Genomic DNA, 19,607 nt, shown 5'->3' on the forward strand with positions numbered 1-19,607 from the left:
GACAGCCAATGACCGTATTTGCGGCTCAGCTTTGTGATTTAGGCACAGGCAAACGCACGGTAAAGGTGGTTCCGACGCCTACCTTGCTCTGCACCAGAATATCACCGCCGTGCTCTTCCACGGCGTTGTGGGAAATCGACAGACCAAGGCCGGTGCCCTGCCCTACCGGCTTGGTGGTAAAGAAGGGAGTGAACAGGTATTTCATGTGTTCTTCTTCAATGCCATGGCCATTATCGCGGATGGATACCTCGATCCAGCCATCCTGAAACGACGACGCGATCTGGATCTCGCCGTTCTCTTCCACCGCCTGATTGGCATTGGCGATCAGATTGACGAACACCTGATTGAGCTTGCCAAAATAGCCGCGAATGGTGGGCACCTCGCCGTACTCCACGGATACCTGAGCGTGGTACTTGGTCTGGTTATTGAGAATATTCAGCGCCGCACGCAGACAGTCGTTCACATCCACCACGGTTTTATTGCCGTCGTCCTGACGGGTGAAGGATTTCAGGTCGGCCACGATCTGCTTAACCCGCTCCAGCCCTTCGATGGTTTCAACGGCCAGATTCTGATAATCGCTGAGCAGGTAGCCGATGTCGTACATCATCAGACCTTCGCGCCAGGAATTGCGGATCTGTTCCACCGATTCGCCAGTGGCGATCAGCTGGTCGGCGCCGTTCAGAAAGCGCTGAATGTCCTGCAGGCCTTCCACCAGACTGGAAAAATTGCTGTAAATAAAGCCCAGCGGGTTGTTGATCTCGTGGGCGACACCAGCGGCCAGCACACCGAGCGAGGCCATTTTTTCGGTCTGCACCATCACGCGCTGCTGATCGTGCAGCGCCGTGTTCATTTCTTTCAGCTGCTCGTTCGACAGGTACAGCTCGCGCGAACGGTCTTCCAGCAGTTGTTCTGCCTGCTTACGCAGCTCTTTCTCCCTGAGATAGGCTTTTTCGTAATCAACCGCCATGCTTACCTCACTAATTTAACGTGCAGTCCGCAGTGATCGGCCCCGTCGTGCATGCAGGGCGAATGAACCAGCTCAATCTGATTGCCAAAATGGCGGGCGCTGCCGTTAATCAGGCCTTCGGCCAGATGGCAGAGCTTGCGCGGCGAGCGGTAATTCATCAGCAGCTCATCGGGGTTTTCCCGCTGGTAACGGAACGTCGGCAATGCCGCATCCGGATACAGTTTGCGCACCTCGACGTGCACAATACGATCGACCGACACCAGAAACTGAATCAGATCCTGAGCGTTATCAAAAAACGACGGGAAGCGCTTGTACAATTCACCAGCCATAAATTCGCCAAAGGCACGCAGCAGGTCAGGAATAGCAATGCCGGTCACGGCCGATGCAGCAACCACCAGCCCCACCAGCTGTTCGTCCTGATAGGTCTGGGTCGATATATACAGACCATCGGAGCCGGCTTTTTCCAGCACAGCATCCCAGCCTTCGAGACCGAATCTGTCTTCCACCAGGTCGCGTAACATGTCGAACACAACGCCTTTCATTGCTCGCCTCCCTGATCGCAGGTCGCCGGTGCTTCGCGGAACACATGGATAGCCAGCGGCTCATCCATCAAGAGTTCCAGGTGCTGCATTTTGCTGATGATGTTGGCGTCGACCTTATGGTTCTTTTTCAGCAGCACCATGCCGCGGGCGCTGAACAGATCGCGCGATAACACCATGCCGGGCTGAAGAAATTCGCTGCTGACGCAGAGTTCGTCGGTCGCATTGCTGGTGTGCTGATAATGACGCGCTACCCGCACAAACGCCTCAACGACTTTGGGGTCGTAACGCTTGCCGATGCAGGCTTCAATTTCATGACGGGCCTGCAGCGGATTGCAGGGTACACCGTTAAAGTGGCCGTTCAGCCAGTCGCTGTAGTCACGCACCACCGCCAGTACGCGGGCTCCCAGTGGAATGTGTTCGCCGGCAAGGGCATCGGGAAAGCCGGAACCGTCAAAACGCTCAAACTGATGGCGGATAAAGTCACTGGTCTGCCGTAACGCCGGCACACCGAACAGAGCGGCTTCGGCCAGCACCGGCCACTGCCTGAACTGCTGCAGTTCCTGAGCGTCGTAGTCGCAATAGGGTTTGCTGAGCATGGCATCGGTAAATCCGATACGCCCGAGCCCCGACAACATAACGGCTTTGCGCAATGCGTCGGCATCGTCCGTGTTCATGCCCAGCAGGCCGGCAATTTCCTGCGCCATCAGCGCGTCGACCAGCGATGCACCGTTGTCGGAATGATCGCGCTGTGAGGCCAGACTCGAGACCAGCGTCACCATGTGTTCGTAGCTGTAGTTCAGTTCTTCGGTGCGCTTGCGCACCTTAAGCTCAAGGTTCGCATTCAGCTGCTCAAGGGCTTCGTTCTTGAGGGCCAGCTCCGCCGTCAGGGCTTCGTTTTCCAGTTCCAGGAAGCGGGCATGCAACAGGTCGCCGACCACCCGGCGCAACTCCAGATCATCCCAGGGCTTGTTCAGATAGCTGGAGATCTGCCCCTGATTCACGGCTTTGATGGTGGATTCGAGATCGGCATAACCGGTGAGCAGCACACGGCGGGTTTTCGGCCATTCAACGGCAGCCTGAGCCAGCAGGTCAGCACCCGACATCCCTGGCATGCGCATGTCACTGATCAGCAGATCCACCGGCTGTTCGCGCATGATGGCCAGCGCATCGGCACCTGATGGCGCCGTCAGAATCTCGATCGATTCCTGACGCAACGAGCGGGCAATGGCCTTGAGCACATTCGGCTCATCGTCCACCAGTAATACGCGCGGCACGGGCTGATACGCTTCGAGTTCGGTAACAGGCTCTGATCCACTGAACGCCATAGGCCACCTCAACCAATCCTGATGATGACAGTCTAGACAAACTGCGGATAAGCACAGGCCTGTGCCACTGCCGGAACGGGCCAGACCAGCAAGTCGTTATAACGAAGGCTCTTTTAATACCTGCGGTTCTGGTGACAACCTACACAAAGGCAGTTAAATACCGAAAGACAGCTTCAAGGCTTGTGTGTAAGGCCGCTGCCGTTACCGGAAATTTCACAACGGTTTGTAACCGGCCCGGCTGAAACAAGGTTGTGAAACGACCGTGTTATCAAATTTCTGTAGCAATTCCGTCATAGATTGGTCGCATACCCACACCGGAGTCACTGGCATCCATGGAACTGTTTGACCGTCAGGGGCTGATGCAGGCCACCGGCCTGAGCCCACGCAAACTGAATATGCTGTTACGCCTGCTGAAAGCCCCTACGCTGGACCGCATTTACCAGAAGCTTGAGCAGCAGGAAGGCATCGACATGATCGAAGAAGCCCTCGCCCATCTGCGCATTCATCTGGATTACGATGCCGAGGCGCTGGAGCGCGCCATTCCGGAAACCGGTCCGTTTGTGACGGTCTCGAATCACCCGTTCGGCTTTCTGGACGGCGTCATCCTGCTGCTGCTGATTGGCCGCAAGCGGCCGGAATTCAAAGCCGTCGCCAACTTCCTGCTGAGCTATTTTGCGCCGATTTCCGACCTGTTTATTACCGTGAATCCGTTCGAGAACTCGGGCCCGAAAAGCATGGGGGGCATGCGCAAATCACTGGCGCAGCTGGAGCGTGGTGAGGGCCTCGGCCTGTTCCCGGCGGGAGAAGTCTCGACCTGGTACAAAGGTCAGGACGGCATTGCCGACCGGGAATGGTCGATGTCGAGCTTCCGCATGATTCGCAAAGCTCAGGTACCCGTGATTCCGATCTATTTCCACGGAACGAACAGCCGCAGCTTCCACATGCTGGGAAAATTGCACCCGGCCCTGCGCACGCTGCGGATTCCGGCCGAATTTCTGGCCAAATCCAACAGCACCATTCACATGGGCATCGGCGAGCGGATTGAGTGGGAAACACTGGCGGGCCTGCCGGACGATGCCGCCGTGCGCGAATTCCTGCGCGGGCAGACCTACGGACAGGCAAAAAAATTCCGGCATTAAGCCGGAATCAGTCGTCGCTCAGCAGCGCCTTCACCGGAGCATAGGAGCGCCGGTGAACCGGGCTGGGCCCAAGGCGTTGTAAGGCTTCCATGTGCACAGCGGTGCCATAGCCTTTGTGTTTGGCAAAGCCGTAACCCGGATACTCTTCGTCCAACACCAGCATTTCACGGTCACGCTGCACTTTCGCCAGAACAGACGCCGCTGAAATAGCAGCGACCAGACTGTCGCCTTTAATGATGGTGGTACAGTCGAGCACCGTTTCAGGGGCTTTATTGCCGTCAATCAGCGCGTGCTGACAGGGCTTCTGCAGACCATCAATGGCACGGCTCATGGCCAGCATACGGGCGTTGAGAATATTCAGCTGGTCGATTTCCTCGACCGTGGCGCGGGCGATGCAATAGTCGATGGCTTTCTCACGGATTTCATCAAACAGCCTTTCACGTTTCTTTTCCGTGAGCTTCTTCGAATCGTTCAATCCCTCAATCGGGTTGGCCGGATCCAGAATTACGGCAGCGGCCACCACATCACCACACAAAGGACCGGCGCCGGCTTCGTCGACGCCGCAATAAGGAACGCCCTGCTCTAACAGCTGGCGTTCGATATCGGTCTGAACGTCAGTCACTGGCGGGTCACCAGATCAGCGATGGCGGCGGCGGCTTCTTCATCCGCATTGCGCTTCAGCTGACGGTGGATAAACAGGAAAGTCTCGTGCAACTGATGCAGCGCGTCGGAATCGTCCAGACGAGCCAGCAAGGCGGTCGCTAAGTTTTCTACCGTGGCCTCGTGCTGAATGTATTCAGGCACCAGCTCACGGCCCGCCAGCAGATTCGGCAGTGAGACATACGGCTGCTTCACCAGACGCTTGAGAATTTTGTACGTCAGCGGCGCGACGATGTAGCTCACGACCATCGGCTTTTTCAGCAGCATGGCCTCGAGCGTTGCCGTGCCGGACGCAAGCAACACAGTATCGGCTGCGGCCATGCAGGTGTGCGACTGTCCCAGTACCACCTTCACCGGCATATGACCGGGAAACTGGGCAATCTGTTCTTCAATCTGATTGCGGCGCTCCACCGAGGCTGCCGGAATAATGAACTGCAGATCGTTGCGGGTATGCAGCATGCGTCGTGCGGTTTGCAGAAACAGCTCACCGAGCCGGGCCACTTCACCGCCACGGCTGCCTGGCATCAGGCACACCACAGGCCTGGATTTATCCAGCCCCAGACTGTCACGTGCCGGCGCCGTTGGTGTTTCAAACGGAATTTTATCGGCCAGATGGTGACCGACGAATTTCACCGGCACCTCATGGTTTTCGTAGAATTTCGCCTCAAACGGAAACAGCGTGAGCATCAGATCAACCGCTTTGGCGATCTTGAAGACGCGTTTCTCGCGCCATGCCCAGACAGACGGGCTGACGTAATGCGCGGTTTTAATACCGGCTTCGCGTAATTTCTGTTCCAGCGTCAGGTTAAAATCCGGCGCGTCGATACCGATAAATACATCAGGCGGATTGGCCTTCCAGTGTTTGATCAGGTCACGACGGACTTTAAGTAATTCAAACAGACGACCGAGAACTTCCACCAGCCCCATAACGGCCAGCCGCTCCATCGGTACAAACGATTTAAATCCCTGCGCCTGCATTAAAGGGCCGCCGATGCCTTCAAATTCAGCATCGGGGAAACGGGCTTTCAGGGATTTAATCAGACCAGCCCCGAGCATATCGCCCGAGGTTTCACCGGCAACAATGGCAATACGCATTAACGGATAATGCCCCGTGTCGCCTGAGTCAGGCTGTCGACCAGCATACGTACGCCGTCGTCTTGTTCCGCTTGGGGAGTCAGAATCTCCAGCGCTTCTGCCAGAGTCAGACCCTGACGGTACAGGGTTTTATAGGCTTTGCGGATCATGGCAATGCTGTCAGCACTGAAACCACGACGCTTCAGACCTTCGGAATTGATTCCGTGCGGCGCAGCGGGATAACCCTGCGCCATGATGTAGGCCGGAATATCTTTCAGCACCACGGTGCCGGTGCCACACATGGAGTGCGCACCGATCATGCAGAACTGATGCACCTGAGTGGCGCCACCGAGAATGGCCCAGTCGCCGATTTTGACGTGCCCGGCAATATTGGTGTCGTTTGCCAGAATACAGTGGTTGCCGATGATGGCATCGTGGGCAACGTGTACGTTCACCATAAACAGGTTATTGCTGCCAACAATCGTGGTGCCTTTGTCCTGCACGGTTCCACGATGGAACGTACAGGCTTCACGGATCACGTTATTGTCGCCAATCACCAGTGTGGTTGGTTCGCCTTTGTATTTTTTATCCTGACACTCTTCGCCAATGCTGGCGAACTGGAAAATACGGTTATTTTTACCGATCGTGGTCGGGCCGCGCACAATCACGTGCGGGCCGATCTCGGTACCTTCTCCGATTTCCACATCCGGACCAATAATGGAAAAAGGTCCGATTTTTACATTTGCACCAATTTTCGCCGATGGGTCAACAATGGCTCTCGGGTCGATCATGCTTTCTCCAGATCTCGCTCTGCGCAGGTTATTTCGGCCATACACACCACTTCATCATCTACCAGAGCGCGGCAATCAAATTTCCAGATCCCACGGCGACCACTGATATAACGCGCCTCAAGGCAAATCTGGTCGCCCGGTACGATCGGACGTTTAAACCGCACGTGATCGGCACCTGCGAAGTAATAAATAGTTGTAGGAGTTTTATTGTCACCGAGCATGTGAAAACCCAGCAAACCAGCCGCCTGAGCCATGGCTTCGAGGGTTAAAACACCCGGCATCACCGGATGACCCGGAAAGTGGCCATTAAAGAATTCTTCATTAATGGTGACATTTTTAAGAACACGGATCACAGCACCGTTTTCGGCGTCGAGATCCACTTCCTGAATTCGGTCAACAAGCAGGAATGGGTAACGATGTGGCAAAAATTCCTGGATTTGTTGAATATTGTTCGCTGACATCAAGCTTCACCTTCGTGGCGTTTCTCTAACTGTTGCAGCCGTTTGGCCATGGAATCCAGTTGTCGGAAGCGAGTTGCACTGCGACGCCATTCATTGAGCGGCATCTGTGCAGTACCGGACCCCCAGGCGCCCGGTTCGGTGATGGATTTGCTGATCAGCGCCATGGCGGCAATGTGCACGCCATCGGTCAGTTCAAGATGGCCAGCGATACCAACACCGCCGGCTATGGTGCAGTTCTTACCAATTGAACTGCTGCCGGCGACGCCGGTACAAGCGGCAATCGCGGTTCCGTCACCCACCTGAACGTTGTGCCCGATCTGAATCAGGTTGTCGAGAATCACATTATTCCCGATCACCGTGTCACTCAGAGCGCCGCGGTCGATACAGGTATTGGCGCCGATGTCGACGTCATCGCCAATACGCACACCGCCGAGCTGGGCAATCTTGTGCCAGCGACCTTTATCTGGTGCGAAGCCAAAGCCGTCGGCACCAATCACGGCACCCGAGTGCACGCGCACACGGTTCCCCATCACCACATCGTGGTACAGGGTAACGTTGGCCTGCAGACGACAATCGGCTCCCAGCACACAATGATCGCTGATCACTGTGCCGGCGCCGATGGTACAACCGTCGCCGATCTGGCAGTGCTCACCGATCACCACGTTAGCAGAGATGCTCACGTTGTGACCAAGAATGGCGGTATCCGCAATGACAGCGCTCGGGTGAATACCCGGCTTTGCCTGCGGACTGTTGTCAAACATCTGGGTGACCATAGCAAACGCCAGATAAGGGTTTGCCACCACCAGCGCTGTACCCGGAACGTCTGCCAGAGCGGCAGCATTCACAATCACAGCACCGGCTTTGGTGCATGCCAGTTGACTACGGTAACTGGCATTCGCCAGAAAGCTGATGTCGGCGGGGCCGGCGTCTTTCAGGGTATTTACCCCGGAGATCACCAATGAAGCATCACCATGAATATCAGCGCCCAGACGGGAGGCCAGTTCAGCCAGACTCAGTTGCATCGTTTCTACCTGTCGCTTATTTGCTGTTCAGGCGTTCCAACAACAACTTGGTCAGGTCAGCCTGCGGAGCGGAGTACACCACAGCACCGGCCTGAAGCACCACATCATAACCGCCCTGATCGATGATTGCTTTAAGCGACTTTTCAACCTCAGGCAACTGTGTTTGGAAGAAATCCTGCTTCCATTTTTGCTCTGCCTGTTGCAGCTTGCGGCCGTAGAACTTGTATTCCGTGTTGGTTTCTTCGAAAGCGTTCGCCTGCTTGCGACGCTCTTCTTCACTCATCACGTCGCCTTCTTTGTCCATCTTCTCTTTGATCTTCAGCAGTGTCTGCTGCAGATCCTTGAGCTTGTCGATGTCGTTCTTGTTGTCCTTTTCGAACTGAACGTGTGACGCTTTTGCCGGCTCAGACAGGAACAGCGCACGCTCCATATCCACCACAGCGACTTTTGGCGCTTCTGCTGCAGCCAGTTGAACGAATGTTGCGGCTGCCAGTGCTACTAACCAACGCATCCTCATGCTCCTTTTTTTAGTCGTTATAAGAATCAGAAAACCTGGCCCAGAGAGAACTCGAAGCCTTCCGTATTATCGCCACGCTTGTCATTCAGCGGAATCGAATAGGTAAAGGTCAGCGGGCCGATGGCGGTAATCCAGGTCAATCCTACCCCAGTACTGAGTCGGATTTCTGACAGATTAAAGCCTTCTTCGCAATACGGGTGCTTGGTCAGGCCGGGCACATCCGCATCATAGGGCACGTAACACTCGCTGGTGAATGCGTTACCCGCATCAAAAAACAGAACACTGCGTACGGAACTGCGGTCTTCAATAAACGGCAGCGGGAAAATCAGCTCAACACTGGCCTCGGCCAGCATGTTGCCGCCCAGTGCCCGCTCGTCCTCGAGGAAGTAAGGCGCGGTGACGACGGAACCGTTGCTGTCGGTGACATACTTAGGCTTGTAGCGATTGCTGTTGGAGACAGCAACGGCAGCGCCATCTTCGTCGGTTTTGTACACCACTGTCGGCGCTGATGAGTCCACCACAGGGCGGCCGAGCTCATCCGTTTCATAAACAATGTTTCCATCCGCATCTGTCTGCGCGACCGATACCACGGAATATTCAGGCAGACCTTTCGGGCCCAGGGTGTTCGAGGTGTAACCGCGAACAGATCCGATACCGCCGGAGCGGAAATTCTTGAAGAACGGCAGGCGCTTCAGATCACCGAAGCCGTCGCCGTAACCCAGATCGGTACGCAGACGCAGCGCCCATTCATCAGCAATCGGGAAGTAGTAGTTGGAGGTATACCCCAGTTTGAAATAGGTCAGGTCACTGCCCGGCACCGACACATCCGCCGACAGTTTGTGTTCGGTACCCGCGGTCGGGAACATACCGCGGTTCAGGCTGCTGTAACGCCAGTTCAGACCCAGCGTGTACTCGTCGAAGTTATCGCCTTCTGTGTCGATAAAGTCGGTGATCTCCGCCGGTACGGTCGTGCCTTCAAACATTTCTGTATTCTGGTAACCCACTGAGAACGACAGACGCTGACGGGTGGAAATCGGGTAACCGAAGGTCACGTTACCGCCCATGGTGTTGGTCTGGTAATCGGACACCGTGCTCAGGCTGGAATAGTCGGTTTTACGGTAAAACAGGTTGTAACCGCGGCTGACACCATCAATGGTGTAATACGGATTCAGATACGAGAAGTTATACGACTGAACGGTATTGTTCTTCTGCACACCCAGCGACATCCGGTTGCCCGTGCCGAGGAAGTTATTCTGACTGATGCTGGCACCCAGAATCATGCCACTGCCACCGGCATAGCCGATGTTGAAGTTCAGGCTGCCGCTGAGCTGCTCTTCAACGCTGTAATTCACATCAATCTGGTCATCGGTACCCGGAACCGCCGGGGTTTCGACGTTAACGGTTTTAAAGAAACCAAGCTGATTCAGGCGGTTTTTACCGTTTTCAATTTTATCGGTCGATGCCCAGCCACCTTCCATCTGCACCATTTCGCGGCGCAGCACTTCGTCACGGGTATTTTCGTTGCCGGCAAAATTAATGCTGCGCACATAGGTACGCTTACCCGGTTCGACAAAGAAGGTCAGATCAACGGTTTTATTGTCGTCGTTGATTTTCGGAATGCCGTCGACTTTGGCGAAGGTATAACCGTCATTACCCAGACGCTTGGACATCAGGTCACTGGATACCGTGACTTTGCGGCGTGAGAAGGTATCGCCATTTTTGATCAGATACAGGCGGGTGAACTCTTCTTCGTCCAGCACCAGATTGCCGGCCATTTTCATGTCATTCACGCTGTACACGTCGCCTTCGGTGACGTTGATGGTGATGTACACACCGTCTTTGTCCGGCGACACAGATACCTGGGTCGACTCAATGTTGAAGCGGATGTAACCACGGTCGAGGTAATACGAGCGCAGCTTTTCCAGATCACCGGCCAGCTTTTCACGGCTGTATTTATCGTCGGAGGAATACCATGACCAGAAGCTCGTGGTCTGCAGCTGGAACTGCTTCAGCAGCTCATCGTCAGAAAAAGCCTGATTACCGACGATATTGATGTGTTCGATGCTGGCAACGTTGCCTTCTTCCACATGAATTTTGAGCGACACGCGGTTACGCGGCAGCGCCACTACTTCGGTTTCAATGTGGGCGTCGTAGCGGCCCTGAGCCACGTACTGACGTTCAAGTTCGAGGGAGATACGTTCTAATGTCGAACGTTTGAAAACCAGACCTTCCGCCAGACCAGACTGCTTCAGGCCATCGAGCAGCATGTCGGACTGAATCGCTTTGTTACCGTCGATGTCGATGCCGGTGATGGTCGGTAATTCAACCACCTGCAGAATCAGCACATTACCGTCACGGTACATCTGCACGTCATTGAACAGACCGGATTTGAATAAACGGCGGGACGCAGTGACCAGACGGTCGTTATCGACCTCATCACCGACATTGACCGGAAAGGCTTCGAAAACCGTACCGGCAGAGACCCTTTGCAGACCTTCCAGACGGATATCTTCGACCACAAAGCTGTCCGCGACAGCGAAAGAGGAACCCAGGCCCAGAACCAGCGCAAAGAACAACGAACGCATTAATCAGTTTTCCAGTCGTGCCGGGTCTGCTCAGAGCCGGCTGATATCATTGTAAAAGGCCACCAGCATAAGGCTGAGCAGCAGGAACAGGCCAAACTGGACCGCAACCACCTGAACCCGCTCCGGCAGGGGTTTTCCACGGGCAATTTCTGCCAGACAAAACAGAATATGACCACCGTCCAGCATAGGAACCGGCAGCAGATTCAGAACGCCCAGGGAAACACTCAGCAAAGCGAGAAAACCGATAAAAGACTCAAGCCCGCCCGACGCCGAAGCGCCGGCTACTTTAGCAATCGTAATAGGTCCGCTCAAGTTCTTTACTGATACGTCACCAAGCAGCATTTTCCATAAGGATTCGAGCGTAAAGGCGATGTAATCCCAGGTTTTCTGTGCACCAATGCCGATGCCCTGAAACAGGCCGGCATGCGTGGTACGCAGCCAGTCGGCCGGATACTCAGGCACCACCACCGAAGCCCCTACGAAACCGGTTACCGTGCCGTCTTCCAGTGTTTTGCGCTCAGGTGTCAGACTCAGTGTCAGCTCCTGCCCCTTACGCAGCACGGTGAGGCTCAAAGGCTCGCCCGGCGCGGCGCGCACAACCGACACCCACTGATACCAGTCTGCGATTGCCTGACCATTCACCTGCAATACACGGTCACCGGCCAGCAAACCGGCGCGGGCCGCAGCGCCACCGTCCAGAACATCACCCACATCGGCTGGCAGTTCCGGCTGGCGCGGTTCAACGCCCAGCCCGGCCAGCGGATCCGGAATGTCCTCATGTGCCAGCCAGTCCGAAACCTGCACGGTCACCTGACGCTGACCGCCTGAGGCCGACATCAGGCCGATATCCACAGCGGCGTCTTCGCCGATAAAACCAACCAGTGCCCAGCTGACTTCCTGCCAGGTATTCACGGCATCGCCGTTGATACTGATGATCTCATCGCCGCGCCTGATACCTGCGTCGCCCGCCAGAGATCCTTCGTCCACCTGCCCGACCACAGGCGCGAGCCCGGTCGTACCGGACACCGACAACAGCCAGTACGCCAGAAACGCAAACACAAAGTTGGCCAGCGGTCCGGCCGAGGCAATGGCGATACGCGCCGCCGGGGACTTGCGGTTAAAGGCCTGATCCAGCAGATGATCCGGTACGGGCGCCTCACGCTCGTCGAGCATTTTCACATAGCCACCCAGCGGAATCGGGGCCACTGAAAACTCCGTGCCCTGCTTGTCGGTGAAGGACCAGAGCGGCTTACCAAAACCGACGGAAAAGCGCAGCACTTTCACGCCACAACGGCGCGCTACCCAGAAATGGCCGTACTCGTGGATCACCACCAGCACACTGATCGCAATAATGAAGTACAGAAGCGTCACACCTGTTTCTCCGTATTCATCGGAAACTCCCCCAACCGGCCAGCGGCTTGAGTCCGCGCCCAGCTGTCGGCATCCAGCACCGTCTGCAGACTGGTCAGCGGACGCGCTTCATGCGCGGCCATCACCGATTCGATCAGGGTTGGAATGGCAGTAAACGGAATTTGTTCCCGCAGAAAGGCATCAACGGCAATTTCATTGGCGGCATTGAGTACCGCAGGCATGGTACCACCGGCGATAAAAGCGTCGCGCGCCAGACGCAGACACGGGAATGTGGCTTCATCCGGCGGCGTAAAATCCAGCCGGGCAATATCAAACAGATTGAGCGGTTTGACGCCGGCGTCAATGCGCTCCGGCCATGCCATGCCATAGGCAATCGGCGTGCGCATATCCGGCTGCCCGAGCTGGGCAATCACAGAGCCGTCGCAGTACTGCACCATGGAATGAATTACGCTTTGCGGATGCACCACCACCTGCACGTCATCGGGTGTGCAATGGAACAGGAAACAGGCTTCGATCAGCTCCAGCCCTTTGTTCATCAGGGTGGCGGAGTCGACGGAAATTTTCTGGCCCATGGACCAGTTCGGATGCGCCACCGCCTGCGCAGGGGTAATACCGTGCAGCTGCTCGTGAGTGCGGCCGCGGAAAGGACCGCCAGAGGCCGTCAGCAGAATGCGCTCAACGCCGAAACGACGGGCATCGCCGTCATAGCCGGCGGGCAGTGATTGAAAAATAGCATTGTGTTCGCTGTCGATCGGCAGCAAGGCCGCGCCACCACGGCGAATAGCATCCATAAACAAGGGGCCGGCCATGACCAGACTTTCTTTATTGGCCAGCAGAACACGCTTACCGGCTTCTGCGGCGGCCAGAGTCGGCAACAAACCGGCGGCGCCCACAATAGCGGCCATCACCATATCGACATCGGCGTGAGAGGCGATCATCGGCAACGCATCCGCACCAGCCAGAACCTGGGTCGGACAGTCTTCCGGCAGGCGCTCCATCAGCGCCAGAGCAGACTGAGGGTCGGTCATCACCGCAAACTGAGGGGTAAACTCCAGTACATCGGCGAGCATGCGCTCGACCCGCGTCGCCGCACTGAGTGCAAACACCCGGTAACGTTGCGGGTGTCTGCGAACCACATCCAGCGTACTTTGTCCGATCGATCCGGTAGCGCCCAGGACCGTCAGCCGGCTGATCATCCGGCCAGACCCCAGTTCATCACCAGCATGAAGAAGGCAAACACGGGAACGGCAGCCGCCATGGAGTCGATACGATCCAGCACACCGCCGTGACCCGGCAGCAGAGAGGAGCTGTCTTTGATGCCGCGATGACGTTTCATCATGCTCTCGACCAGATCACCCAGTACGGAAATCACCATGGTAATCACGGTAATGGCGACGAAAACCAATGCGTCACGGGTCGACATAGGATCAACGAAGGTGTCGATACTCCAGCCGAATACGGCTGCCACCACCAGAGTGGTTACCAGACCACCCCAGAAACCGGCCCAGGATTTACCCGGACTGACGTGCGGCGCCAGTTTGGATTTACCCCATTTACGGCCGGCAAAATAAGCACCGGTATCCGCGCCCCAGACGATGAGCATCACATAAATGATCAGCAGCGAACTGTGTGGCTGCTGCTTCAGGTGCATAAAGCCAACCCACATAGGGACCAGCACGCACAGACCGAGCAATGCACGGATCGGGCGCGCAGCCCAGACGTCAGTACCGCCCGGATACTGCTTCACCAGCGCGAAGGCAACAATCCACCACAGAGTGCCGGCAGCAAGGTAATACACCAGATATTCTTCGTGCTCGCGCAGGAAGCGCGCGCTGACATACAGACAGGCAAACACCACAAAGGCGTAAAGAATACGGCTCCAGTTTTTCTGGTAACCGGCTATATTGGCCCACTCCCATGCGCCTATGGTGGCAATGGCCGCGATGAAGATAGCAAACTGTTTTAACGGCAGGAAAAAAATGCCGACAATCATAATGGGTGCCAGCACCAGCGCTGTCAGTACGCGTTCCTTAAACACCTTGCTTTTCTTCCTCTAACTGATCGTCGGTGCGGCCAAAGCGGCGGGTTCGCGCGGCGAATACCGACAATGCCTTTTCGTATTCTTGTTGTTTAAAGTCTGGCCAATAGGCATCGGAGAAATAGAACTCCGAATACGCGGTTTGCCAGAGCATAAAATTACTGATGCGCTGCTCGCCCCCCGTGCGGATCATCAGATCCGGGGCCGGCAGGTCACTCAGCCAGGTGTAACGGTGAAATACCTGTTCATCGATATCCGCCGGCTGAATCAGCCCCTTGCTGACATCGTCGGCCAGACGGCGCGCCGCTTGGACAATATCCCACTGGCCACCGTAGTTGGCGGCAATCACCAGCGTCATGGCGGAATTACCGGCCGTCAGGGCTTCAGCCTCACGGATCAGTTCCTGCAACCGGGCGGAAAAACCACTGACATCGCCCATCACCCGTAAGCGGATGTTGTTGCGGTGCAGCTTGCGTACTTCTCGCTCCAGCGCCATCACGAACAGCTGCATCAGCGCGCTGACTTCGTCCGCCGGACGACGCCAGTTTTCGCTGCTGAACGCAAACAGGGTCAGCACTTCCACACCACGGGCGACCGAGGTTTCCACCACCGCACGCACCGCGTCGACGCCGGCTTTGTGCCCGGCAACACCGGGCATAAAGCGACGTTTGGCCCAACGGTTGTTGCCATCCATGATGATGGCCACGTGCCGTGGTACCTGGCCGTGGGCGGCCTCTGTTACGTCAATACTGGTAGACATAGAAAGACGCCGGTTATACCTGCATCAGATCTTTTTCTTTTGAAGCCAGCAGAGCGTCTACTTCTGCGATGTACTTGTCAGTCAGCTTCTGGATCTGATCCTGACCACCGCGTTCTTCGTCTTCGGAAATGGCTTTGTCTTTCAGCAGATCCTTGATGGTGCCGTTGGCATCACGACGGATATTGCGCACGGACACACGGCCTTTTTCGGCTTCGGCACGGGCCTGCTTGATGTAGTCCTTACGGGTTTCTTCTGTCAGTGCCGGCATCGGCAGACGGATGATGTCGCCGGTGGTTGACGGGTTCAGACCCAGATCGGATTTCAGGATCGCACGTTCGATCACAGGCACCATGTTACGTTCCCATGGGTTGATCGCCAGCGCACGGCCATCTTCAACAATCACGTTCGCGACCTGAGTGATAGGGGTCGGAGTGCCGTAGTAGTCGACCATAACGCTGTCGAGGATCGCCGGGTTCGCGCGACCGGTACGGACTTTTTTGAAGGCTTCAATCAGCGACTGAACGCTTTTTACCATGCGTTCTTCGGCGTCTTTTTTTACATCATTAATCATCGTTACTTTTCCTCACTCACGATGAGAGTACCGTCATTACCACCCACCATCAGGCGGGCCAGTACTCCTGACTCATTCATATCGTAAACACGCAGCGGCATGTTGTGGTCGCGCGCCAGACAGATAGCGGTTAAATCCATCACGCCCAGCTGCTTTTCCAGCACTTCCTGATAGGTCAGGACGTCGTATTTTTCTGCGTTCGGGTCTTTCTTCGGGTCGGCAGTATACACGCCATCCACGTTAGTGGCTTTCATAACCACATCGGCGTTGATCTCAATACCGCGCAGACAGGCGGCTGAGTCGGTGGTAAAGAACGGGTTACCGGTACCGGCGGCGAAGATGACGATGTCGCCCATTTCCAGCGCACGGATCGCGCTGCGGCGGTCGTAATGGTCAACCACACCACTCATTGGAATGGCGGACATGACACGGGTCGGCATATTGGAGCGCTCGAGCGCATCGCGCATCGCCAGTGCGTTCATCACGGTGGCCAGCATACCCATGTGGTCACCGGCCACACGGTCCAGACCTGCTTCGCTCAGCGCCTTGCCACGGAACAGGTTGCCACCGCCAATCACCAGGCCAATCTGAACACCGATACCGCGCAGCTGAGCAATTTCCAGCGCCATACGGTCCAGCACCTTCGGATCAATACCGAAATCCATATCCCCCATCAGGGCCTCGCCGCTGAGTTTCAGCAGAATACGTTTGTACTTGGGACTTTTTTGCTCAGCCATGGGAATCTCCAGAAAAGACAGTTTGAATCGATACAGTCAGGCCCCCGCCTGTTCCGGACGTTCCTGTCCGCCGGTTCTGCTGCCCCGGTCCTGCCTGCGCAGGAGTATAAAGGATCCTTAAGAAACAGTGTGTGAGACTTGCCTCAGCACCGTCCTTTCCAATCTATAAATCTTTCTACCTTACGAATACGAATATGCCGGGCGAGCCCGGCATATTCGAGGGTAGTCAAACACCTGTGTGATTGTCGTACCCGTAGTCACATCAGCCTTTCAGCTGTGCAGCAACTTCGGCAGCGAAGTCTACTTTCTCAACTTCGATACCTTCACCCACTTCCAGACGCAGGAAGGAGATCACTTCGGCGCCAGCGGCTTTGGCCAGCTGAGCAACGGTCTGCTCTGGGTTTTTAACGAATGGCTGATCCAGCAGGCTGTTCTCTTTCAGGAACTTGTTGATACGGCCGCCCATCATCTTCTCAACGATTTCAGATGGCTTGCCGGCCATGTCTGGCTGAGCACGGATGATTTCTTTCTCTTTCTCAACAACTTCGGCTGGCATGTCTTCAGCGCGAACAACGCGTGGGTTAGACGCGGTTACGTGCATAGCGATGTCTTTTGCCAGTTCTTCGTCGCCACCGTTCAGGGCAACAACGCAAGCGATCTTGCCGTTAGAGTGCAGGTAAGCACCAACGGTTGGGGCTTCAACGACCGCAGGACGACGTACAGTGATGTTTTCGCCGATTTTCTGAACCAGAGCCATACGGGCTTCTTCCAGTTCGCCTTCCATCAGCTTGGCAACGTCGGTTTCTTTGGTAGCAGCCAGTTTGTTAACTACGTTTTCTGCGAAAGCAGTGAAGTTAGCGTCGCCAGCAGCGAAGTCAGTTTCAGAGTTCACTTCAACAACAACAGCAACACCTGGGTTTACGATCACGCGGATCTTACCTTCAGCGGCGGTACGGTCGGCTTTCTTGGCGGCTTTCAGGCCAGAATTCTTACGCAGGTTTTCAATCGCCAGCTCGATGTCGCCATCGGTTTCAGTCAGGGCTTTTTTACATTCCATCATGCCCAGACCAGTGCGCTCACGCAGTTCTTTAACCAGGGCAGGGGTAACGTTTGCCATGTGTGTAATCCTCTAGAGTTAACTTGTCAGTAAATTGCGCTTAAAAAAAAGGGGGCAAGCCCCCTTTTTTGCGAGCGGCTGAGATTACTCAGCAGCGTCCTGAGCAGATGCTTCTTCAGCGACTTCAACGAATTCGCCAGCAGCAACACCGTTAGCCTGCTTGCCTTCCAGTACCGCGTCTGCAACGGCAGTAGCGTAGATCTGGATAGCGCGGATCGCGTCGTCGTTACCAGGAATTACGTAGTCAACGCCATCAGGGTTGGAGTTGGTATCAACGATACCAATTACCGGGATACCCAGTTTGTTGGCTTCCTGAACAGCGATACGCTCGTGGTCAACGTCGATCACGAACAGTACGTCCGGCAGACCGCCCATCTCTTTGATACCGCCGATAGAACGCTCCAGCTTCTCCATTTCACGGGTACGCATCAGAGCTTCTTTTTTGGTCAGCTGTTCAAAGGTACCGTCATTTTGTTGCGTTTCGAGGTCACGCAGACGCTTGATGGACTGACGGATGGTTTTGTAGTTGGTCAGCATACCGCCCAGCCAGCGGTGTGCTACGAAAGGCATGCCAGCACGCTCGGCCTGCTCTTTCATGATTTTGCCAGCGGCGCGCTTGGTACCAACAAACAGAACTTTGTTGTTGCGGGCTGCCATGGATTCAACCAGCTTCAGAGCATCGTTCAGAGCAGGTACAGTGTGCTCCAGGTTGATGATATGAATCTTGTTACGAGCGCCGAAAATGTACTTGCCCATTTTCGGGTTCCAGTAACGGGTCTGGTGACCGAAGTGTACGCCTGCTTTCAGCAGGTCACGCATGCTTACTTGTGCCATTGCTATCTACCTTAATTAGATTGGGTTAGGCCTCCACATGCCCGCTTTCCCGACCCTTCACCTGTTGGTTAGGGGCACCCCGGTTCAGCGTTACGACATGTGTGTGTCATTGTTCACGAATGCTTTGCATCCATGGCGCTCTGAGCGCGGGGCGCTTTATACCACTTTTCCCCCACCATTGCCACCCTGAAACGGTTTCAGGCGCCCGTCACTCAGCATAGCGTTGGTCTATCACAGTGATTGGTTCAATACCGCCGCGACAACCAGTACAATGCGACTAATTCCCTTCTGCAGTTCAGGTACCTGATACCCCCATGAGCGTGATCATCAAGACCCCGGATGAAATTGAGAAAATGCGCGTCGCTGGCCGTCTGGCCGCGGAAGTGCTGGAAATGATCGGCCCTTACGTGAAACCCGGCGTTTCCACCGGCGAGCTCGACCGCATCTGCCACGACTACATCGTCAATGTGCAGAACGCCATCCCGGCACCGCTCAACTACCGCGGTTTCCCGAAGTCGATCTGTACCTCAATCAATCAGGTGATCTGTCACGGCATCCCGAGCGATGACAAGCTGCTGAAAAAGGGCGACATCATCAACATCGACATCACAGTGATTAAAGATGGCTACCACGGCGATACCAGCGCCATGTTCTTTGTTGGCGAGGTGACACCCGCCAACAAGCGTCTGGTCGAAATCACCCAGGAATGCCTGTACCTCGGTATCGACATGGTGAAACCGGGCGTCCGTCTCGGCGACATCGGCCATGCCATTCAGGTGCACGCAGAAGGCAATCATTACTCCATCGTGCGTGAGTATTGCGGCCACGGCATCGGTAAAGAATTCCATGAAGACCCGCAGGTGCTGCACTACGGCCGTCCGGGCACCGGCATGGAACTCAAGGCCGGCATGATCTTCACCATTGAACCTATGGTGAATCAGGGCTCGCGCTTCAATAAGCTGCTGAAGGATGGCTGGACTGTGGTCACCAAAGACCGCATGCCGTCAGCCCAGTGGGAACACACCATTCTCGTCACCGAAACAGGCTACGAAGTTCTGACCCGCCGTCAGGACGAAGAACGCTTCCGGAACTGATT

Annotated in this window: 20 protein-coding genes; 2 read left to right on the plus strand and 18 right to left on the minus strand. The window is 55.6% G+C overall.

What is annotated here, in order from left to right; genetic code table 11:
- Positions 1-25: 25 nt before the first annotated feature.
- The 3 genes from ACQUQU_RS10910 to ACQUQU_RS10920 are packed head-to-tail and all read right to left on the minus strand — an operon-like array spanning position 26 to position 2,834.
- Positions 26-967, minus strand: a complete 942-nt coding sequence (locus tag ACQUQU_RS10910) for a sensor histidine kinase (protein WP_430459716.1) — start codon at positions 965-967, stop codon at positions 26-28.
- Positions 968-969: 2 nt separating this feature from the next.
- Complete coding sequence (locus ACQUQU_RS10915; protein ID WP_430459717.1) at positions 970-1,509, minus strand: heme NO-binding domain-containing protein; 540 nt, start codon at positions 1,507-1,509, stop codon at positions 970-972.
- Positions 1,506-2,834 (minus strand): HD domain-containing phosphohydrolase, encoded by a 1,329-nt coding sequence (locus tag ACQUQU_RS10920; protein WP_430459718.1) that lies wholly within the window; start codon positions 2,832-2,834, stop codon positions 1,506-1,508. The genes ACQUQU_RS10915 and ACQUQU_RS10920 overlap by 4 nt, the downstream gene beginning before the upstream one ends.
- Before the next feature lie 332 nt (positions 2,835-3,166).
- On the opposite strand from ACQUQU_RS10920, the gene ACQUQU_RS10925 reads away from it, so the two are divergent.
- Positions 3,167-3,973, plus strand: a complete 807-nt coding sequence (locus ACQUQU_RS10925; protein ID WP_430459719.1) for a lysophospholipid acyltransferase family protein — start codon at positions 3,167-3,169, stop codon at positions 3,971-3,973.
- A gap of 7 nt (positions 3,974-3,980) precedes the next feature.
- On the opposite strand, the gene rnhB is transcribed toward ACQUQU_RS10925, so the two are convergent.
- From rnhB to rpsB, 15 genes are all read right to left on the minus strand, one after another.
- Positions 3,981-4,595: a ribonuclease HII gene (rnhB, locus tag ACQUQU_RS10930; protein WP_430459720.1), complete on the minus strand. Its 615-nt coding sequence runs from the start codon at positions 4,593-4,595 to the stop codon at positions 3,981-3,983.
- Positions 4,592-5,728 carry a lipid-A-disaccharide synthase gene (gene lpxB / locus ACQUQU_RS10935; protein WP_430459721.1) on the minus strand — a complete coding sequence of 379 codons (1,137 nt, stop codon included), beginning with the start codon at positions 5,726-5,728 and terminating at the stop codon, positions 4,592-4,594. The genes rnhB and lpxB overlap by 4 nt, the downstream gene beginning before the upstream one ends.
- On the minus strand, positions 5,728-6,498 hold the full coding sequence (lpxA, locus tag ACQUQU_RS10940; RefSeq protein ID WP_430459722.1) for an acyl-ACP--UDP-N-acetylglucosamine O-acyltransferase: 771 nt from the start codon (positions 6,496-6,498) through the stop codon (positions 5,728-5,730). The genes lpxB and lpxA overlap by 1 nt, the downstream gene beginning before the upstream one ends.
- On the minus strand, positions 6,495-6,959 hold the full coding sequence (gene fabZ, locus ACQUQU_RS10945; protein ID WP_430459723.1) for a 3-hydroxyacyl-ACP dehydratase FabZ: 465 nt from the start codon (positions 6,957-6,959) through the stop codon (positions 6,495-6,497). Before fabZ ends, lpxA begins: the two co-directional genes overlap by 4 nt.
- Positions 6,959-7,981 carry a UDP-3-O-(3-hydroxymyristoyl)glucosamine N-acyltransferase gene (gene lpxD / locus ACQUQU_RS10950; RefSeq protein ID WP_430459724.1) on the minus strand — a complete coding sequence of 341 codons (1,023 nt, stop codon included), beginning with the start codon at positions 7,979-7,981 and terminating at the stop codon, positions 6,959-6,961. Before lpxD ends, fabZ begins: the two co-directional genes overlap by 1 nt.
- A gap of 16 nt (positions 7,982-7,997) precedes the next feature.
- Positions 7,998-8,492 (minus strand): OmpH family outer membrane protein, encoded by a 495-nt coding sequence (locus tag ACQUQU_RS10955; RefSeq protein WP_430459725.1) that lies wholly within the window; start codon positions 8,490-8,492, stop codon positions 7,998-8,000.
- Between the two features lie 32 nt (positions 8,493-8,524).
- A complete protein-coding gene (gene bamA / locus ACQUQU_RS10960) occupies positions 8,525-11,083 on the minus strand; it encodes an outer membrane protein assembly factor BamA (protein WP_430459726.1) in 2,559 nt (852 codons plus the stop codon).
- Between the two features lie 30 nt (positions 11,084-11,113).
- Positions 11,114-12,454, minus strand: a complete 1,341-nt coding sequence (gene rseP, locus ACQUQU_RS10965; RefSeq protein WP_430459727.1) for an RIP metalloprotease RseP — start codon at positions 12,452-12,454, stop codon at positions 11,114-11,116.
- Positions 12,451-13,650 (minus strand): 1-deoxy-D-xylulose-5-phosphate reductoisomerase, encoded by a 1,200-nt coding sequence (gene ispC / locus ACQUQU_RS10970; protein ID WP_430459728.1) that lies wholly within the window; start codon positions 13,648-13,650, stop codon positions 12,451-12,453. Before ispC ends, rseP begins: the two co-directional genes overlap by 4 nt.
- Positions 13,647-14,492 carry a phosphatidate cytidylyltransferase gene (locus ACQUQU_RS10975; RefSeq protein WP_430459729.1) on the minus strand — a complete coding sequence of 282 codons (846 nt, stop codon included), beginning with the start codon at positions 14,490-14,492 and terminating at the stop codon, positions 13,647-13,649. The genes ispC and ACQUQU_RS10975 overlap by 4 nt, the downstream gene beginning before the upstream one ends.
- Positions 14,485-15,252, minus strand: coding sequence for an isoprenyl transferase (locus tag ACQUQU_RS10980; protein ID WP_430459730.1), 768 nt, complete (start codon positions 15,250-15,252; stop codon positions 14,485-14,487). The genes ACQUQU_RS10975 and ACQUQU_RS10980 overlap by 8 nt, the downstream gene beginning before the upstream one ends.
- A 13-nt stretch (positions 15,253-15,265) precedes the next feature.
- Positions 15,266-15,823, minus strand: a complete 558-nt coding sequence (frr, locus tag ACQUQU_RS10985; protein ID WP_430459731.1) for a ribosome recycling factor — start codon at positions 15,821-15,823, stop codon at positions 15,266-15,268.
- A gap of 2 nt (positions 15,824-15,825) precedes the next feature.
- A complete protein-coding gene (gene pyrH, locus ACQUQU_RS10990) occupies positions 15,826-16,560 on the minus strand; it encodes a UMP kinase (RefSeq protein ID WP_430459732.1) in 735 nt (244 codons plus the stop codon).
- A gap of 262 nt (positions 16,561-16,822) precedes the next feature.
- Complete coding sequence (gene tsf / locus ACQUQU_RS10995) at positions 16,823-17,677, minus strand: translation elongation factor Ts (protein WP_430459733.1); 855 nt, start codon at positions 17,675-17,677, stop codon at positions 16,823-16,825.
- Between the two features lie 84 nt (positions 17,678-17,761).
- Positions 17,762-18,511 carry a 30S ribosomal protein S2 gene (gene rpsB, locus ACQUQU_RS11000; protein WP_430459734.1) on the minus strand — a complete coding sequence of 250 codons (750 nt, stop codon included), beginning with the start codon at positions 18,509-18,511 and terminating at the stop codon, positions 17,762-17,764.
- A 314-nt stretch (positions 18,512-18,825) separates the two neighbouring features.
- Between rpsB and map the strand changes: the two genes are divergently transcribed.
- The gene (gene map, locus ACQUQU_RS11005) at positions 18,826-19,605 is read left to right on the plus strand and encodes a type I methionyl aminopeptidase (RefSeq protein WP_430459735.1); all 780 of its coding nucleotides are present in this window, start codon (positions 18,826-18,828) and stop codon (positions 19,603-19,605) included.
- Positions 19,606-19,607: the final 2 nt, after the last annotated feature.

The organism is Thalassolituus sp. LLYu03 (assembly GCF_050507655.1).
Classification (GTDB): domain Bacteria; phylum Pseudomonadota; class Gammaproteobacteria; order Pseudomonadales; family Oceanobacteraceae; genus Venatoribacter.

Bases quoted from the DNA above. Each gene is read 5' to 3' on its own strand.
- frr (WP_430459731.1), bottom strand. From the start codon at position 15,823: ATGATTAATGATGTAAAAAAAGACGCCGAAGAACGCATGGTAAAAAGC.
- ACQUQU_RS10920 (WP_430459718.1), bottom strand. From the start codon at position 2,834: ATGGCGTTCAGTGGATCAGAGCCTGTTACCGAACTCGAAGCGTATCAG.
- ACQUQU_RS10980 (WP_430459730.1), bottom strand. From the start codon at position 15,252: ATGTCTACCAGTATTGACGTAACAGAGGCCGCCCACGGCCAGGTACCA.
- ACQUQU_RS10925 (WP_430459719.1), top strand. From the start codon at position 3,167: ATGGAACTGTTTGACCGTCAGGGGCTGATGCAGGCCACCGGCCTGAGC.
- lpxB (WP_430459721.1), bottom strand. From the start codon at position 5,728: ATGCGTATTGCCATTGTTGCCGGTGAAACCTCGGGCGATATGCTCGGG.
- lpxA (WP_430459722.1), bottom strand. From the start codon at position 6,498: ATGATCGACCCGAGAGCCATTGTTGACCCATCGGCGAAAATTGGTGCA.
- rpsB (WP_430459734.1), bottom strand. From the start codon at position 18,511: ATGGCACAAGTAAGCATGCGTGACCTGCTGAAAGCAGGCGTACACTTC.
- pyrH (WP_430459732.1), bottom strand. From the start codon at position 16,560: ATGGCTGAGCAAAAAAGTCCCAAGTACAAACGTATTCTGCTGAAACTC.
- ACQUQU_RS10910 (WP_430459716.1), bottom strand. From the start codon at position 967: ATGGCGGTTGATTACGAAAAAGCCTATCTCAGGGAGAAAGAGCTGCGT.
- ACQUQU_RS10915 (WP_430459717.1), bottom strand. From the start codon at position 1,509: ATGAAAGGCGTTGTGTTCGACATGTTACGCGACCTGGTGGAAGACAGA.
- map (WP_430459735.1), top strand. From the start codon at position 18,826: ATGAGCGTGATCATCAAGACCCCGGATGAAATTGAGAAAATGCGCGTC.
- fabZ (WP_430459723.1), bottom strand. From the start codon at position 6,959: ATGTCAGCGAACAATATTCAACAAATCCAGGAATTTTTGCCACATCGT.
- ACQUQU_RS10955 (WP_430459725.1), bottom strand. From the start codon at position 8,492: ATGCGTTGGTTAGTAGCACTGGCAGCCGCAACATTCGTTCAACTGGCT.
- tsf (WP_430459733.1), bottom strand. From the start codon at position 17,677: ATGGCAAACGTTACCCCTGCCCTGGTTAAAGAACTGCGTGAGCGCACT.
- lpxD (WP_430459724.1), bottom strand. From the start codon at position 7,981: ATGCAACTGAGTCTGGCTGAACTGGCCTCCCGTCTGGGCGCTGATATT.
- ispC (WP_430459728.1), bottom strand. From the start codon at position 13,650: ATGATCAGCCGGCTGACGGTCCTGGGCGCTACCGGATCGATCGGACAA.
- bamA (WP_430459726.1), bottom strand. From the start codon at position 11,083: ATGCGTTCGTTGTTCTTTGCGCTGGTTCTGGGCCTGGGTTCCTCTTTC.